Annotated in this window: 12 protein-coding genes; 11 read left to right on the forward strand and 1 reads right to left on the reverse strand. The window is 72.1% G+C overall.

What is annotated here, in order from left to right; genetic code table 11:
• Positions 1-417: 417 nt before the first annotated feature.
• The 3 genes from CR162_RS08455 (at position 418) to CR162_RS08465 (ending at position 5,368) form a co-directional block, all read left to right on the forward strand.
• A complete protein-coding gene (locus CR162_RS08455; RefSeq protein ID WP_099095099.1) occupies positions 418-2,109 on the forward strand; it encodes a hypothetical protein in 1,692 nt (563 codons plus the stop codon).
• Positions 2,110-2,247: 138 nt separating this feature from the next.
• Positions 2,248-3,834, forward strand: a complete 1,587-nt coding sequence (locus tag CR162_RS08460) for an ABC transporter substrate-binding protein (protein ID WP_099095100.1) — start codon at positions 2,248-2,250, stop codon at positions 3,832-3,834.
• 73 nt (positions 3,835-3,907) lie between these two features.
• Positions 3,908-5,368: an amidase gene (locus CR162_RS08465; RefSeq protein WP_218014856.1), complete on the forward strand. Its 1,461-nt coding sequence runs from the start codon at positions 3,908-3,910 to the stop codon at positions 5,366-5,368.
• 27 nt (positions 5,369-5,395) lie between these two features.
• On the opposite strand, the gene CR162_RS08470 is transcribed toward CR162_RS08465, so the two are convergent.
• On the reverse strand, positions 5,396-7,699 hold the full coding sequence (locus tag CR162_RS08470; protein ID WP_218014857.1) for a penicillin acylase family protein: 2,304 nt from the start codon (positions 7,697-7,699) through the stop codon (positions 5,396-5,398).
• A 96-nt stretch (positions 7,700-7,795) separates the two neighbouring features.
• Between CR162_RS08470 and CR162_RS08475 the strand changes: the two genes are divergently transcribed.
• From CR162_RS08475 to CR162_RS08510, 8 genes are all read left to right on the forward strand, one after another.
• Positions 7,796-8,887 carry an ABC transporter ATP-binding protein gene (locus tag CR162_RS08475; RefSeq protein WP_099095101.1) on the forward strand — a complete coding sequence of 364 codons (1,092 nt, stop codon included), beginning with the start codon at positions 7,796-7,798 and terminating at the stop codon, positions 8,885-8,887.
• Positions 8,884-9,753 carry an ABC transporter permease gene (locus CR162_RS08480; protein WP_099095102.1) on the forward strand — a complete coding sequence of 290 codons (870 nt, stop codon included), beginning with the start codon at positions 8,884-8,886 and terminating at the stop codon, positions 9,751-9,753. Before CR162_RS08475 ends, CR162_RS08480 begins: the two co-directional genes overlap by 4 nt.
• The gene (locus tag CR162_RS08485; RefSeq protein WP_245870206.1) at positions 9,750-10,589 is read left to right on the forward strand and encodes an ABC transporter permease; all 840 of its coding nucleotides are present in this window, start codon (positions 9,750-9,752) and stop codon (positions 10,587-10,589) included. The genes CR162_RS08480 and CR162_RS08485 overlap by 4 nt, the downstream gene beginning before the upstream one ends.
• Positions 10,590-10,594: 5 nt before the next feature.
• Entirely contained in the window at positions 10,595-11,308 is a 714-nt protein-coding gene (locus CR162_RS08490; protein WP_099095134.1) for a GntR family transcriptional regulator, read from the forward strand.
• A 51-nt stretch (positions 11,309-11,359) separates the two neighbouring features.
• On the forward strand, positions 11,360-12,436 hold the full coding sequence (locus CR162_RS08495) for an extracellular solute-binding protein (RefSeq protein WP_099095104.1): 1,077 nt from the start codon (positions 11,360-11,362) through the stop codon (positions 12,434-12,436).
• A gap of 79 nt (positions 12,437-12,515) precedes the next feature.
• Positions 12,516-12,863 carry a hypothetical protein gene (locus CR162_RS08500; protein ID WP_099095105.1) on the forward strand — a complete coding sequence of 116 codons (348 nt, stop codon included), beginning with the start codon at positions 12,516-12,518 and terminating at the stop codon, positions 12,861-12,863.
• Entirely contained in the window at positions 12,860-15,145 is a 2,286-nt protein-coding gene (locus CR162_RS08505; protein ID WP_099095106.1) for a N,N-dimethylformamidase beta subunit family domain-containing protein, read from the forward strand. Before CR162_RS08500 ends, CR162_RS08505 begins: the two co-directional genes overlap by 4 nt.
• 120 nt (positions 15,146-15,265) lie before the next feature.
• Positions 15,266-17,434 carry an alpha-ketoacid dehydrogenase subunit alpha/beta gene (locus CR162_RS08510; RefSeq protein ID WP_099095107.1) on the forward strand — a complete coding sequence of 723 codons (2,169 nt, stop codon included), beginning with the start codon at positions 15,266-15,268 and terminating at the stop codon, positions 17,432-17,434.
• Positions 17,435-17,471: the final 37 nt, after the last annotated feature.

A 17,471-nucleotide genomic window follows, 5' to 3' on the forward strand; every position in this document is an offset into this window, starting at 1 on the left:
GCTCCCGGGGGGCCTTCCTGACCAGCTTGCCGGCGCCGGAGCCCGGAACTCGCGAGAAAGTTACAACGGTTCCTTCCGTAGAGCGGATGCCCGTCTCCTGCAACGGATTTCCACGGGCCCCGGCGCCGGGCGGGCATGAGCCGGGCGCCTGGGGTTAGAGGCGCCCGCCCTGCCCCCTCGCCGCCTCCCGCGCGGCAGGGCACGGACATTAACCGCCAAGCTCAGGCCCGCCCCGGGGCGGAGGGCGGCGGGAAGGCCGCGGAACGGCGCGGTGGGGAGCCGTTCCGAACCAAATGCGGGGAACTCGGGAGCCCGCCACCACTCCCAAAAACGTCAGGAGGCCCCGGCCGGAAGGAGCCAGTATTTTGTTCTTCTCGCGCCATTTCGACGCGGCAATATCTTCCAGCCAAGGCACGCATGTCGAAAATTTTCCTGACCTCGCCGTCAAGCCCCAGCTATGGGGTGCTCAATGGCACGGAGGGCGACAAGTTCGTCATCTCGGTATTCCGGGACGACTTCTCGGCGGATCAGGAATTCGAGATCAGGTGGCGCCAGATCCATGACTGGGCCACGCCCGACGCGATCACCAACTACGACTTCCGCGCGCCGCTGAAGGTGCGCTTCGCCGCGGGCGACAACCAGCCCCAGATCATCGAATTGCAGGCCTTGGACGACCGCGTCGCGAAGTCCTATGGCGAGATCCTCAACTTCGACATCGTCCCCGGCGCCGGCACTTCCCGCGACAGCTTCGACGTCTTCGGCTACCCGACCGACCCGAACTATCCCGCCTACTTCCAGATCAGCATCGCGGAGAACGATTCCCCCAATGTGCGGGCGACGCTGCTGAGCGGGCAGCCGGGCGATTCGGCTGTGTACGCCAACGAGGGCGGCCAGATCCGCTGGCAGTTCGACCGGACGGAAGCCTGGGAGCGCATGGAGGTGTTCTTCCAGCCCGGCGCGGAGCATGAGGGGTTCGCGCGGGAGTATCTCGGCTACGACCCGGCCAACCCCTTCAAGGTGGTGTGGGAAGCCGGCGACGCCTCCTCCAAGTTCCTCACCATCGACGTGCCGGACGACGACATCGCGGGCCCGGGGCCGGACTACATCGCCTGGTACCTGCGGCCGGGCCAGAATGTCACCGGCATCACGGGGCCGGAGCTCACCTACACCTCGGCCGACGGGAATGGCGGCACGCTTTTCCCCGTGGCCTACCACGACAACGAGAACCTGCCCACGCTGAGCCTCGGCGCGCGGGAATGGACCGTCGAGGAGGGCGCGGACCAGAAGATCTCCTTCGAGGTCTTCCGCTCCAACACGCAGGCGCCGGGCGTCGAGAGCACCAAGGTGTGGATCAAGCTCGACACCGCCGACACGGCCCGCAACCCGCTCAGCCGCTACGGCGCCTCCGACGACCTCATCGAGCTGAGCTTCGGCTATGGCGAGAAGTCGAGGCCGATCGAGCTGGCGCTCCCCGACGACGCGACCCATCAGGGCACGCAGACGCTGACCGCCACCATCGTGAAGGCCACGACCTTCTGGTACAATGGCGAGGTGGCCGACGCGGCGCCGCCCGGCGTCGGCTCCTCGGCCGCGCTCACCGTGCAGGACAACGACCCGGCGCCGCCCGAGCCGGAGGGACCTGTCGCCTACCCCACCGTGGCCGCCCACCGCTTCTGGAACACCGAGAACGGCACGCATTTCTACACGCCGAGCGTGGCGGAGCGGGACAACGTCATCGCCACCCTCCCCGCCTACCGCTACGAGGGCGTGGGCTTCCAGACGCTGACGGCCAGCACCCCGGGTGCCGAGCAGATGTGGCGCTTCTACAATTCCTCGGTCGGCTATCACTTCTTCACCATCTCCGAGGACGAGCGGGACAGCATCATCGCCCGGCTACCCGAATACCGCTTCGAGGGCGTGGGCTTCCACGCCGCGGCAACGGGCGGCGAGGGGATGACGGCGGTCCACCGCTTCTTCAACACCCAGACCGGATCGCATTTCTTCACCGCCAGCGCGGAGGAGAAGGACGCCGTGATCCAGACCCTGCCCGGCTTCCAGTACGAGGGCGTCGCCTTCCACACGCCCGTGGGCGACAGCGTCTGGGCGTGAGGCCATGAGCGCCGTGCCGGCCCTCGCACGAGGGGGCCGGGGCGGCGGCCTTTCCGGCGGCGGCGCGGTTGCGTCCCGCCGCCGCGGCGGTAACCTGCCGGCGGAAAGGCACCACAAGCAACAGCCGGAGGAAAAGCCATGCGTCGCCGCTCGCTCTTGCAGGCAGCCGGAACGGCCGCACTGTCCATCGCCATGCCGCGTGTCTCGCGCGGCGCCGATGCCCGCACGCTGCGCCACGTGCCGCATGTCGACCTCGCCTTTCTCGACCCGCACTGGACCACGGCCAACATCACCCGCAACCATGGCTTCATGGTCTTCGACACGCTCTACGGGCAGGACGAGAACTTCGCCGCCGCGCCGCAGATGGTCGAGGGCCACACCGTCGAGAACGACGGCAGGCTGTGGACGCTGCGCCTGCGCGAGGGGTTGCTCTGGCACGATGGCGAGAAGGTGCTGGCCCGCGACTGCGTCGCCAGCATCCGCCGCTGGGCGCAGCGGGATGCCTTCGGCGGCGCGCTGATGCGCGCGACCGACGAACTCTCGGCGCCCGACGACCGCACCATCCGCTTCCGCCTGAAGAAGCCCTTCCCCCTGCTGCCCGACGCGCTGGGCAAGTCGCCCGTCTACATGCCGGCGATGATGCCCGAGCGCCTGGCCAGGACCGACGCCACGCAGCAGGTCAAGGAGATCGTCGGCAGCGGCCCGTTCCGCTACAAGGCGGATGAGCGGCTGCAGGGCTCGCGCAACGTCTATGAGCGCTTCGCCGGCTACAGGCCGCGCGAGGGCGGCACGCCGAGCGGCACGGCCGGCCCCAAGGTCGCCTATTTCGACCGCGTGGAATGGACCACCATCCCCGACGCCTCCACCGCCGCCGCCGCCCTGCAATCGGGTGAGCAGGACTGGTGGGAGCATGCCAACCACGACCTGCTGCCGGTGCTGCGGCGCAGCCGCAACATCAAGGTCGAGGTGGTGGACCCGGCCGGCATCCTGTCCATGATGCGGCCCAACCACCTGCAGCCGCCCTTCGACAACCCGGAGATCCGCCGCGTCGTCATGCGCGCGATCGACCAGGCCTCCTACATGCAGGCGATCGTGGGCGACGATCCTTCCATGTACCACACGCCGATCGGCGTGTTCTGCCCCGGCACGCCGATGGCGAGCGACGCCGGGCTGGAGCCGCTGCGCGGCCCGCGCGACTACGAGAAGGTCAAGGCCGACCTCAGGGCCGCCGGCTACAAGGGCGAGAAGGTCGTGCTGCTGGTGCCGAGCGACTACGCCGTCATCAAGCCGCTCGGCGACGTGGCGGCCGACATGTTCGGCAAGATCGGCATGAACGTCGAATACGTCTCCACCGACTGGGGCACGCTGCTGCAGCGGCGCACCAACAAGGGCACGCCGGAGCAGGGCGGCTGGAACGCCTTCGTGACCAACTGGAACGGCACGGACTGGATGACGCCCGCCACCCACATCGCCATGCGCGGCACCGGCGAGGCGGGCTACCCCGGCTGGTCCACCAGCCCCCGCACGGAGGCGCTGTACGAATCCTGGTTCGAGGCGCCCGACGAGGCCGCGCGTGCCCGCATCTGCCAGGACATCCAGCGCCAGTGCATGACCGACGTGCCCTTCTACCCGCTCGGCCAGATGCGCCAGCCGAGCGCGTGGCGCGGCAACATCACCGGCGTGCTCGGCGGCTTCGCCAAGTTCTGGAACGTGCGCCCGGCCTGAGCGGGCGCCGCGGAACAGGGCGCCACGGAACAGGGCGGCCCGGCTTGGGGCGGGGATGCGGCAAGGGGCGGGGATGATGGCGGAACCGGACGAGATCTGCTTCCTTTCGGCGGCGGCGCTGGGCCAGCGCTATGCGGCGGGCGCGTTGTCGCCGCCGGAGGTGGCGGAGCGCCACCTGGCGCGGATCGGGGCGCTGGAGCCGGCGCTGAACGCCTTCCAGCTGGTGGACCGGGAGGGCGCGCTGCGGGCGGCGGGCGAGGCGGCCGCGCGCTGGCGGCGGGGCGCGCCGCTCGGCCCGCTGGACGGCGTGCCCGTCACCATCAAGGACAATGTGGACATGCGGGGGCTGCCGACCCGCAACGGGTCGGTCACCGCCCCCGCCACGCCCGCCGCCGCAGATGCCCCCCTGGTCGCGCGGCTGCGCGAGGCGGGGGCGGTCATCCTCGGCAAGACCACCACGCCGGAATTCGCCTGGAAGGGCATCACGGACAGCCCGCTCAAGGGCGTCACCCGCAACCCGTGGAACACCGGCCGCTCCTCCGGCGGCTCCTCGGGCGGGGCGGCGGCGGCGCTGGCCGCCGGCATCGGCACCATCGCCCATGGCAACGACGCGGGCGGCTCCATCCGCATCCCGGCGAGCTTCTGCGGCGTGTTCGGCATCAAGCCCAGCTTCGGGCGGGTGCCGCACCACCCGATGGCGGGCCTTTTCGCCACGGTGAACGCGAACGGCGCGCTTGCCCGCAACGTGGCCGACGCGGCGCTCGCCCTGCGCGCCATGGCGCGGCCCGACCGGCGCGACTGGTATGCCCTGCCGCCGGCGCCGGAGAACTGGCTGGCCGGGCTGCGCCCGCGCCTGCGGGGCCTGCGCCTGGCCTATTCCGCCGCCCTGGGCGAGGTGGAGCCGGATGCGGAGGTGCGCGCCTGCGTGGAACGGGCCATCGCCCGGCTGCGCGAGGCGGGCGCCATCGTCGAGGAGGTGGGGCCGGTGATCCCGCCGCTGCGGCCGGCCTTCGAGGATTTCTGGATGGCGGGCTTCGCGCATCTGCTGCGCGGCGTGCCGCGCGAGCGCCGGGACGCGCTCGACCCCGGCTTCCGCCGCATCGCCGAGCAGGGCCTCGGCATCGGCGCCGAGCGGCTGCTGGCGGGCGAGGCGGCGCGCGCGGGGCTGCATGCGCGCTTCGCGGCGCTGCACGAGCGCCACGACCTGCTGCTCGCCCCCACCGCGCCGCATGTGGCGCCGCCGGCCGAAACGGTCTACCACGCCCCCGGTTATGACCGCTGGCGCGACGCGGTGCCCTACACCCTGCCCTTCAACCTGACCGGCCAGCCCGCCGCCTCCATCCCCTGCGGCCTGTCCGCGGCGGGCCTGCCCATCGGCCTCCAGCTCGCCGGGCCGAAGCATGGCGAGCGGCTGGTCCTGGAGGCCTGCCTGGCGATCGAGGCGGCGCTCGGCCCCCTGCCGCCCCCGCCGCTGCGGGCGGAGGCCGGAGAGCCCGCCCCCGCCGCCACGCCTGCCCCGGCGCCCACGGGCTGAGGCAACGGCGCGCGGGGGCGCGGCCCCTCAGGGGCGCAGCTCCTGGCGGGAGCGCGCCGCCTGCCGTACGGCATCCCAGCCGTAGAGCATCGGCACCATGCGCGCGGCGGCCCATTCCGCGTGCTGGTCCGTGTAGTGCGGGCTGCCCGGCTGGCCCGAGACGCCGTGGAACACCGCCCAGCGGCTGTTGTCCCAGTCGCCGACATCGAAGACGTAGCGCGCCAGCGCCCCATACGCGGCGGCGGGGCCGGCGGCGGCCAGCAGGCCGTTGGCCAGCACCGTGTCGTTGTCGCCGCCGATCGGCAGGGCGGGCGGGTCCAGCAACGGCGCCGCCTCGGGGAAGAGCGCGGAAAGCGGGTGCGCGAAGCGCGGGCGGTGCGCCTCGCCCCAGGGCGTCTCGGCCTCGCCCGCCACCTCGTGCAGCGCGGCGCCGATCGCCTCTTCCCAGCTCCATCCGCCGAGCAGCGAGGCATCGTCCCGCCGCAGCAGGTTGGGCAGGGTCCACCAGAGCTGGTTCACCGGCGCGACGCCGGGCGCCACGGCCAGCCAGGGGTGGCTGCCGGCGCCGGCCAGGCCGCTGCGCCCGGCCAGGATGCGGGTCAGCGCGCGGCGCAGCGCGACATAGGCGGTGGGCTCCGTCGCCCCCGCCTCCATCCGCCCGTCCCAGGCCAGCAGCCGCGCCCGCAGCGCCCCGGCCGCACCTTCCGGCGGCGCCATGGCCGCGAGGCGCTCGCGCAGCAGCAGGGCGTTGGGGGAGAGCGTGTCGCCATGGATCAGGCCGGCATCCTCCGGCCGGAAGTCCGGCCGCGCGCGCAGCGCCTCCAGGATGCGCGCCGCGCGGTAGGGCGGGTGGCAGTCCGTGCAGAGATAGTCCGGGTGGTCGTCCGCCACCACGCGGTTGTTGGCGGTGACGATCATGCCCTCCGCCGGGTCGATCGCCCGCGGCATCTCGTCATGCGCGATCCAGCCGCGCCAGGAATGCTCCCCCGTCCAGCCCGGCATCGGCAGCCAGCCGCTTTCCCGCCCCCGGCGCGGCACGCGCGCGCGCACCAGGTGGCCGATATGCCCGGCCGTGTCGGCGGCGACGAGGTTGTGGTCGATCAGCCCCCAGCCGCGCGTCGCCTCGAACAGGTCCTCGACGCCGGTGGCCTGCGTCATGCGCGGCAGGCAGTCGAAGGAAAGGTCGGTTTCCGCGAACTGGACGGAGCGGAGCGAGAGCGCCGTGCCCGCCCGCGCATCCCCCGCGATCACCGGGCCGTTCGGCGTTTCCAGCACCTCGAAGCGGCGCGGCGCCGCGCCGCGCACCGCGACCGTCTCCTCCCGCCGGCGGACGGGCAGCCATTCCCCGTCATGCATCACCCGCGCGCCATCCGCCTCGAAGCGCTCGAGGAAGACGTCGTGGATGTCCATGAAGGCGTGCGTCACGCAATAGGCCACGCGCCCGTTCTGCGCGAAGTGCGGGAAGCCCGGCACGCCCGGCACGGTGAGCCCGATCATGTCGAAGGCGTCGCAGGCCACGTGGTGCTGCGCGTACATGTTGGGGATCTCGAACACCCGGTGCGGGTCGCCGGCCAGCACGGGGCGGCCGGTGCCGCTGCGGGAGGGACCCACCGCCCAGTTGTTGCTGCCGCCCCCCGTCTCGTCGCCCTGTACGCCGAGCGAATGGAGCAGCGCGCGGATGGCCGGCGCAAGCGCCGCGAGATCCGCCTCGAACCGCGCCGCCTCCACGCCGGGCGGGATGCAGAGCAGGTCGCGCCCGCCATCGTCGTAGCGCAGCGACCCTACCTGCGCCGCACCCACCACCGGCAGCGCCGCCGCGCGCCACAGCTTGAACCACACCGAGCCCATCAGCAGGCCCAGGCGCCGCATCACCGCGATGCTGTGCCAGCCTTCCCACGGCTCCGGCCGCGCCTCCAGCAGCGCGTATTCCACCGGCAGCGGCGCGCCCGAGGCGATGAAGGCGTTCACCCCGGCGGCGTAGGAACCGAGCATCGCCCGCGCCGCCTCCCCGAGCGCCGCGTGGTCGCGCCGGCAGGCGGCCTCCATCCCCAGCCGGCGGACGAGGATGTCCGCCTCCGCCGCACCCTCGCCCAGCCATTCCGCCGCGCGGCCCAGCGCGCGCCGCCGCGTCAGCTCCATCTGGAACAGCCGGTCCTGCGCGTGCACGAAGCCCAGGGCGAACCACGCATCGCCCGTGCTCGCCGCGCGGAGATGGGGAATGCCGTGCGCATCGCGCAGGATCTCCACCGGCCCCGCCAGCCCGGGCACCGTCAGCACCCCGTCCAGCGGCGGCAGCGCCTCCGCGAGCATCCGCGCATCCAGGTCCATCATGCCCCTCCCCCTGATGGCGCGGAGTGTGGAACCGGCTTGCGGCGCTTGTCGATATATCAAATACTCAATTTCGGGATCGCCGCCGAGGGAGCCTCCATGGGTGGACCGGACGGAATGCAGGGCCGCGTGGCGGTGCAGGGGCTGGTCAAGCGCTTCGGCCCCGTGAACGCCGTCGATCACGTCTCGCTGGAGGTCAGCTCCGGGGAGTTCCTCGCCCTGCTCGGCCCGTCCGGCTCGGGCAAGACCACCATCCTGATGGCCATCGCCGGGTTCGAGTATCCGGATGAGGGCCGCATCCTGATCGGCGGCGAGGAGGTGACCTGGGCGCCGCCCAACCGGCGCAACCTCGGCATGGTGTTCCAGCGCTACACGCTGTTCCCGCATATGAGCGTGCTGGAGAACATCGCCTTCCCGCTGAAGATGCGCGGCGTCGGCCGTGCCGAGCGCGAGGAGCGGGCCCGCGCCGCCCTGGCCACCGTGCGGCTGGGGCAGATGGGCGGCCGCAAACCTGCCCAGCTCTCGGGCGGCCAGCAGCAGCGCGTCGCCATCGCCCGCGCCATCGTCTACCGGCCGCGCGTGCTGCTGATGGACGAGCCGCTTTCCGCCCTCGACAAGAACCTGCGCGAGGAGATGCAGATCGAGATCAAGCACCTCCAGCGCGAGATCGGCATCACCGTCATCTTCGTCACGCACGACCAGACGGAGGCGCTGACCATGGCCGACCGCGTCGCGGTGCTCGACCATGGGCGGCTGCAGCAGCTCGGCGCGCCGCGCGAGCTCTACGAGGCGCCGGAGACGGTCTTCGTCGCCGGCTTCGTGGGCGAGACGAATTTCTGCGAGGGGCGCCTCGCCCGGCCCGCCGCGCGCGGCGAGGCGGTGATGGTCGCGCTCGATGGGGGCGGGACGATGCCCGCCATCGCCGCCCAGGCGCTGCCCGCAGGCGGCCGCATCAAGGTGGCACTGCGGCCGGAGCGGCTGCGCGTCCTGCCCGCCGATGGCGAGGGCGGCACCGCCCGCGTGACGGAGGCCATCTATGCCGGCAACGCCACCACGCTGATGCTGGAGGGGCAGGGCGGCCAGCGTCTCCGCGCCCGGGTGCCCGCCGGCGCCGGGCTGCACGAGCCGCGCCCGGGCGAGGCCGTGCGCCTGTCCTGGCAGCCGGCCGATGCGCGGGCCTTTCCGGCGTGAGCCGCCGCCCTTCCCGCTTCCTGCTGGGCGGGCGCCGCTACAGCCCGGCGGCCAGCCTGCTGCTCGCCGCGCCCTTCCTGCTCCTGGTCGCCGTCATCTTCATCCTGCCGCTGGCGACGCTGCTGCATGAGAGCCTGTTCGTGCCCGCGCCCACCACCGCGCACTATGCCCGCGCCTTCGCCGAGCCGGTCTATCTCCGCGTCATGCTGCGCACGCTGCGGATCGCGGCGCTGGTCACGGCGCTGGCGCTGCTGCTCGCCTGGCCGGTGGCCTGGGCGATGTCGCGCAGCCGGGGCCTGGGCCTCGCCCTGCTGGGCGCCGCCGTGCTGCTGCCGCTCTGGACCTCCGTGCTGGTGCGCACCTATGCCTGGATGGTGCTGCTCCAGCGCAACGGCGTGGTGAACCAGCTCCTGCTTCAGGCCGGCCTCGCCGACGCGCCGGTCCGGCTGCTCTACACGGAGGGCGCGGTGGTGCTGGCCATGGCGCATGTGCTGCTGCCCTTCATGGTGCTGCCCATCTATTCCGCGCTGAAGGGCATCCCGGAGGAATATTCCCGCGCGGCCCGGATGCTCGGCGCCTCCGCCTGGTCCACCTTCCGCGAGGTGACCTGGCCCCTCGCCCTGCCCGGCGTCACCTCGGGCTGCCTCATGGTGTTCCTGCTGGCGCTGGGCTTCTTCGTCACCCCCGCCCTCATCGGCGGGCCGCAGCAGATGATGATCGCCACCCTGGTCTCGCAGCAGGTGCGGGAGATGCTGGACTGGCCCTTCGCCGGCGCGCTGGTGGGCATCCTCCTCGTCTTCGTGCTGGCCGTCACCATAGCCTTCAAGCGCGCCGTGCGGCTGGACCGCTTCGTGGGGTCCGCGTGAGCCGCCCGCGCGCCCATGGCCGCGCCGGACGGATGGCGCTGAACGCGGCGGCCTATGCCGTCACCGTGTTCCTGCTGCTGCCGACGCTGATCATCGCGCCGATGTCGGTGGGGCCGGAACGCCTGCTGAGCTTCCCGCCCAAGGGCTTCTCGCTGCGCTGGTACGCCGCCTATTTCGAGGACCGCGACTGGCTGCGCGCCACCCTCTTCAGCGCCGAGGCCGGGCTCATCTCGGCGGTCTGCGCCACGGTGATCGGCACCATGCTGGCGCTCGCGCTGGTGCGCGGCCGGCTGCCGGGCAAGGGCCTGATCGAGCTGCTGGTGATCGGCCCCGTCATCGTGCCGCACATCGCGCTCGCCGTGGCCATGTTCCTGGTGTTCGAGCAGCTCCGGCTCACCGGCACGCTGCTCGGCTTCGCCATGGCGCACACCGTGCTGGCCCTGCCCTTCGTGGTGTTCACCTTGCTCGCCGCCCTCTACCGCTTCGACGTGGAGCTGGAGCGCGCGGCGCTTTCCTGCGGCGCCGGGCCGCTGCGCGCCTTCCGCCACGTCACCCTGCCGCTGATCGCGCCGGGCCTCGTCTCCGCCGCCCTCTTCGCCTTCATCATCTCCTTCGACGAGGCGGTGGTCTCCTTCTTCATCTCCGATCTCGACCGCAAGACTTTGCCTCGCAAGATGTTCGAGGATATCGACTTCAACATCTCGCCCACACTCGCCGCCGTGGCGACCATGCTCACCGCCCTCACCATCCTCGCGCTGCTGCTCGGCTTCGGGCTGAAGCGTGGCCTGGAACGCCGGGCGCGGGCGGCCGGCACGGCCGCGGAAGCAGGACCATGAAGACCATGCCCGAAGCGGCAAACGTGCTCGATTTCGTCGCTCCCGTCGGCCGGGAGAACCTCGCCGGCCGCGTCTATGAGGAACTGCGCGCCGCCCTGTTCGAGGGCCGCATGCGCCCCGGCCAGCGCCTCAAGATCCGCGACCTCGCCGCCGCCATGCAGGTGTCCGAGACCCCGGTGCGGGAGGCGGTGGTGCAGCTCGCCCGCGAGCGCGCGCTGCGGCTGGAGGCGGCGCGCTCCATCACCGTTGCCGGCCTCACCCTGGCGCAGTATCTCGAGCTGCGCACCATCCGCCTGGAGCTGGAGGGCCTGGCCGCCGAGGCCGCCGCGCTGCGCATCGCGCCCGGCGACCTCGACGCGCTGGAGCGCGCCAACGCCGCCCTGGCCGAGGCCGAGGAGGCCGGCGACGCCATGGCCGCTAACCGCGCCAACTGGGCCTTCCACCACACCCTCTACGCCGCCGCCGCCATGCCGGAGCTGCTCGCCATCGTCGAGAGCATCTGGCTGCGCAACGGGCCGATGCACGCCTTCCTCTACCCCGATGCGCGGCCGAGCTACCCCGGCCGGCACCGGCATCTCGACATCATCGACGGCCTGCGCGCGCGCGACCCGAACGCCACGCGCGCCGCCCTCCGCGCGGACCTGATGGAGGGCGGCGCCAACCTCGTCGCCCTTCTCGGCCGCATGGAACGCGATTCGGCCTGGACCACCCCTGCCTGACCCCGGGGGGGCACCGGCCGTTCCTCAACCCGCAAGGACAGGAGACAGGGCATGGGCGTGAATCGGAGAACTCTTCTCGCGGCCTCCGCGCTGGGAGCGGCGGGCCTGGCGCGGCCTTCCCTGGCCCAGTCCACCGCCCCGGCCGCCGGGCGCGGCTCGGGCGAGGTGGTGGTCTGCGCCACGGGCGGGCTGATGGAGCGCAGCCTCCAGGAGCATTTCTACCGCCGCTTCGAGCAGGAGCAGGGCATCCGCGTCCGCTCCATCCCCATCGAGCTGCCGGACCAGTGGGCCCGCGCCCGCGCCGGCCAGCGCAGCGGCAACATCCCCTTCGACGTCGTCACCGCCACCCCGCCCGACCTCATCCAGCACGCCGACATCCTGGCGCCCGTGGACTGCGCCACGCCCGCCATGACCCAGCACGCCCTGCCCGGCGGCTGCTTCCCCACCGGCATCATCCGCACCGCCGGCGGCATGGCCATCACCTGGAGCAGAAAGGCCTTCCCCCATGGCGGCCCCGCCAACTGGGCGGATTTCTTCGACACCGCGAAGTTCCCCGGCCCCCGCTCGCTGCCGGACACGGGCGACCGCGAATGGTGGCTGCCGCTGGCGGCGCTGATGGCCGATGGCGTGCCGCGCGACAAGCTCTTCCCGATGCACCTCGACCGCGCCTACCGCAAGCTGGACGCGATCAAGCCGCATGTCGCCGCCTGGTGGAAGAGCGGCGACAACTCCATGCAGATCCTGCGCGGCGGCGACGCGGTGATGAGCGTGCTCTATTCCTCCCGCGCCGTGCCGCTGGCCAAGAGCGGGGAGTTCGACTTCACCTGGAACGGCGCCATCCGCGACGTCGGCAACTGGGCCGTGCTGAAGGGCGGGCCGAACACCGCCAACGCCATGCGCTTCCTCGAATTCTTCGTGCAGAACCCGCGCGAGCATTTGCCTTTCAGCGAGAAGGTCTCCTTCGACAGCAACAACCGCGAGACCGCGGCGCTGGTGCCGGAGGCGGAGCGCCGCTACCGCGCCTCCTGGCCCGAGAACTGGGACCGGCTGGTCATCGCCGACTACGAATGGGTCGCCGCGAACCGCAACGCCATGCGCGAGCGCTGGGTGAACTGGCTCACCCGCTGAACGCGGCCACCGGGCGGACCGCGCGGCCCGCCCGCATCCCACCCTCTCTCGGAAACCCGCCCTTGATGCTGGTGCCTTCATGCTGGTGAACGACCCCGAGGCGGCGCACTGGCCGGTGGACCCGGCCCGGCTCGACCTTGTCGAGGAATTCCGCCGCAAGCCGCGCGGCCCGCACAGCGACGAATTGCAGAAGCTGCTGCACCGCATGCGGTGGTCCGGCGTGGGCCGCCGCCACGTGCTCGTCACGCTGGAGCCGAACCGCCGCTGGATGCTCGGCCGCATGCCCGGCCGGCGCGGCGCGCCGGTGGAGACCTATCCCAACCGCGTCTTCACCAGCCTGGCCGAGGCCGAATGGGCCGTCTTCGTCCTGCGCTGGGAAGCATTGACGGGCCGGAAGCTCGAAATCGCCGGGAACACGCCCGAATGACCGACACCACCGCCGTCCTGGGCTATGCCTGGCCGCTCGTCGTCTCTCCCGGCGAGGAGGTGGCCTTCCACCTGTCCAGCGCCACGCTGGACGGCGCGGAGGCCACGTTGCTGCGCGTCCGCTGCGCCGATCCCGACCCGGACGGGCCGGGCCTGCGCTTCCACCAGCCCGGCTCGCCGGTCGATGGCCCCGTCGCGCTGCGCCACCAGCCGCTGCGCCCCGGCTCCTGCGCCATCATCCCCGATGCGCCGGCGCTGCGCCGCCCAGGCGCCCTGTCGCTGGCCGCCTTCGTCTTTCCCACCGCCCCCGGCGGCACGGCGCAGACCCTCCTCGCCCGCTGGCGCGACGACACGGCCCAGGGCTGGCGTCTCGCGCTCGACAGCGAGGCGCGGCTCGAATTCACCATCGGCGCGGGGGGCCGCCTTTGGCGCGTCACGGCCCCGCGCGCGGTGATGGAGCGGGAATGGATCTTCGTCACCGCCAGCTACGATCCCGCCTCTGGGCGGATCACCGTTTCCCAGGCCAGCCTCGACCCCCAGGCCGGGCGCGACACGGGCGGCAGCGCCAGCGCCGAGGCGCCAGCGGCCATCGCCTGGCCCGCCGACACCGCCCTCGTCATCGCCGCCCATGCGCTGGGGAGCGGCGCCGCCCCCCGCACCGGCGGGCATTTCGACGGCAAGATCGACCGCCCCCGCCTCCTTTCCGCCGCCCGGGACGAGGCCGCTTTGCGCGCCCTGGCCGAGAGCTTGGCGCCGCCGCCCGCCGAGCCGGACCTGGTCGCCGCCTGGGATTTCTCGCGCGACATGGCGACCGACATCGTCCGGGACCTCTCGGCCAACCGGCTGGATGGCCGGCTGCGCCAGATGCCCATGCGCGCCGCGACCGGCGCCAACTGGGATGGCCGCACCACGCAATCGACCGAGGCGCCCGAACTCTACGGCGCCATCCATTTCCACAGCGACGACATGCACGACGCCGGCTGGTCGCCGGATCTGCGCCTCGCCATCCCCGAAGGCTGGCGCAGCGGCTTCTACGCGCTGCGCCTCCGCGCGCGGCAGGGAAGCGACGATCCGGTGGAAAGCTTCGTCGCCTTCTTCGTCCGCGCGCCGCTCGGCAAGCCGCGCTCGCAGCTCGCCTTCGTCGCCAGCACCGCGACCTTCCTGGCCTATGCCAACAGCGCGCTGCGGCTGGATCAGGTGCACGCGGAGGCCATGCTGGAAGGGCTCATCACCCTCTCGCGCGACGACGTCTACCTGCAGGAGCACCGCGAGCTCGGCCTCTCCACCTACGACACGCATAGCGACGGCAGCGGCTGGTGCTACTCCACCGCGAAGCGCCCGATCCTCAACATGCGGCCGCGCGGCGCCACCTTCAACTACGGCAACGACACGCACATCCTCGACTGGCTGGAGCAGATCGGCCAGGACCACGATATCGTCACCGATGACGACATCCACCGCCACGGTGCGCAGGCGCTGGCACCCTATCGCTGCGTCATCACCGGCTCGCATCCCGAGTATTTCAGCCGCTCGATGATCGAGGCCTTCGATGCCTACCAGCGCGGCGGCGGGCGGCACATCTATCTCGGCGGCAACGGCTTCTACTGGCGCATCGGCTGGCACCCGACCGAGCCGCACAGCATGGAGATCCGGCGCGGCATGATCGGGCTGCGCACCTGGGAAGGCGAGCCGGGCGAGAACGCCCTCTCCTTCACCGGCGAGCCTTCCGGCCTTTGGCGCGCCAGTGGCCGCCCGCCGCAACGGCTTGTCGGCGTGGGCTTCGACGCGCAGGTCTTCACCCGCTCCTACCCCTATGCGTGGCGCGAGCCGGCGCGCGACCCGCGCATCGCCTGGGCGGTGGAGGGCATCGACCTCGACGCGCCGCTCGGCGATTTCGGGCTGCGTGGCGGCGGTGCGGCGGGGCTGGAGGTGGACCGCGTGGAGCCCACCCTCGGCTCCCCGCCCCACCTCCTCTGGCTCGCCACGGCGGACCGGCTGGACTATGGCGGCGTGCCCACGCTGGAGGAGCTGCGAACCCTGCACCGCGGCACCATGGGCGACCAGAACGCGCGGGTGCGGGCCGACATCGCCTTCTTCCCCACCGCGCGGGGCGGCGCCGTCTTCTCCACCGGCTCCATCGCCTGGGCCTGCGCCCTGTCCCACAACGGCTACGACAATTCCGTCAGCCGCCTGACGGGCAATGTCCTCCGCCGCTTCCTCGATCCCAGCCCCTTCGAGGGCTTCGACAGCCAGAGCAGATCCCGATCAGATGGAAGCATCTGATCGGGTGAAGATGCTCGCAAGAACATAAGGCTGAAGCAGTGGACGTGAGCCAAGGCGAACGGAAACTGCTCCAGGCACCAGGCACCACGCACACGGTGCCGCACAGGGAAACGTCCGATCATGCAGCGCACCCCCATCTCCACCGACACCCCCTGGTTCCGGCTGGAGGTGGATGACGCGGACTGGGCGGCGGAAGACCCCGCCCAACTCGCCCGCTGGATGGAGCAGCTCCTGCTCATCCGCCGCTTCGAGGAGAAGATCCTGGAGCTGCACGGCCAGGGGCTGGTGCATGGCCCGGCGCACGCCTCCATCGGCCAGGAAGCCGGGGCGGTCGGCGCCATGTCGGTGCTGGGCACGCAGGACAAGCTGAACGGCACGCACCGCGCGCACCACCAGATCCTGGCCAAGCTGCTGAACAGCGCCCTGCCCGAAGCCTACGACCCGCGCCGCGACGCGCCCGTGGACGCGGCGGGCGGTCTCGTCCGCCGCGCCATGGCGGAGATCATGGGCCTTTCGGAAGGGTTCTGCGGCGGGCGCGGCGGGTCGATGCACATGCGCTGGGCGCCGGCCGGCATTGCCGGCACCAGCGCCATCATCGGCGGCAACCTGCCCCACGCGGTGGGCTACGGCCTGGCCGACAAGGTGCTGGGCCGCGACCATGTCTCGGTCGCCTTCTTCGGCGACGGCACGCTGATGGCCGGCCAGTCGCTGGAGGCCATCAACCTCGCCGCCCTCTACAACCTCCCCGTCATCTTCTTCCTGGAGAACAATTTCTACGCCGTCTCCACCCATGTCCGGGAGCAGACGCGCGAGACGCGGCTGACCACGCGTGGCGCCATGTTCGGCGTGCCCTCGGTGGAATGCGACGGCATGGACCTCGTCGCCGTGCGCCGCGCGATGCGATGGGCGGTGGAGACCATCCGCGAGCGCGGCGGCCCGGTTTTCGTCGAGGCCATCCTCTACCGCTTCCTGCACCAGAGCGGGCCGCTGCTGGGCAGCCAGCTCGGCTACCGCGGCAAGGAGGAGGAGGCGCAATGGCAGGCGCGCGACCCGCTGGCCACCATGCCTGTGCGCTTGAAGGCCATGGGGGTGCTGGACGATGCGGGCCTCGCCGCGCTCGACGCCCGCGCCCGCCGCGTGGTGGAGGACGCCGCCGCCGCGCTCACCGAGATCCCGCGCGGTTCCAACGCGCCGCGGATCCGCGCCGGCGCCTTCCCGGACGTGGCGGAGATCGGCCGCGGCATCCGCGGCGACCTTTCCGAGCTGTCCGGGGAACGCATCCTGGAAGCCGCCTCCGTCCCCGCCCAGGCGCGGGTGGAGATGAAGTATATCGACGCCGTCGCCGCCACGCTGGTCCGCAACATGGAGCGCGACCCGCGCATCGTCGTCATCGGCGAGGACGTGCACCGGCTGCGCGGCGGCGTCTCGGGCTCCACGCGCGGCGTGATGGAGCGCTTCCCCGAGCGGGTGTTCCCCACCCCCATCTGCGAGAACGGCTTCACCGGCATGGCGCTCGGCGCCGCCGTCTGCGGGCTGCGGCCCGTCGTGGACATCATGTTCGGCGATTTCTGCATCGTCGCGGCCGACCAGATGTTCAACGGCATCGCCAAGTTCTCGCACATGTTCGGCGGCGGCTTCGGGGTGCCGCTGGTGGTGCGCGCCCGCGTCTCGCCCCAGGCGGGCTACGGCTCCCAGCACTCGATGGACCCCTCCGGGCTGTTCGCGCTCTACCCGGCCTGGCGGATCGTCTCCCCCGCGACGCCGCACGACTATGTCGGCCTGATGAACGCGGCGCTGCGCTGCGACGACCCGGTGCTGGTGATCGAGCACCAGGAGCTGTTCCAGACCACGGGGCCGGTGCCGAAGGATGACCTCGACTACATCGTCCCGCTCGGCCGCGCCCGCACCGCGCGGCCCGGCCGGGCCTGCACCGTCCTCACCTATTCCACCATGGTGGAGGCCAGCCTGCGGGCGGCGGAGGCGGCCGGGGTCGATGCCGAGGTCATCGACCTGCGCAGCCTCGATCCGGAGGGGCTGGACTGGCCCGCCATAGAAGCCAGCGTGCGCCGCACCAACCGTGTCCTCATCGCCGAGCAGACCGCGCGCGGCACCGGCCATGGCGCGCGCATCGCGCAGGAGATCCAGGAGCGCTGCTTCGACTGGCTGGACGCCGAGATCCTCCGCGTCGCCGGCGGCGCGGCGGCGCCCGTGGTGTCGCGCCCCCTCAACCTCGCGGCGCTGGCGGATGCGGGGGCGGTGGAAGCGGCCCTGCGCCGGCTGGCCCGATGAAAGCTGTTCTCGCCCGGCTTCAAAATATGATATATCA

The sequence above is a fragment of the Teichococcus rhizosphaerae genome, assembly GCF_002631185.1.
In the GTDB taxonomy this organism is placed as follows: Bacteria; Pseudomonadota; Alphaproteobacteria; order Acetobacterales; family Acetobacteraceae; genus Pseudoroseomonas; species Pseudoroseomonas rhizosphaerae.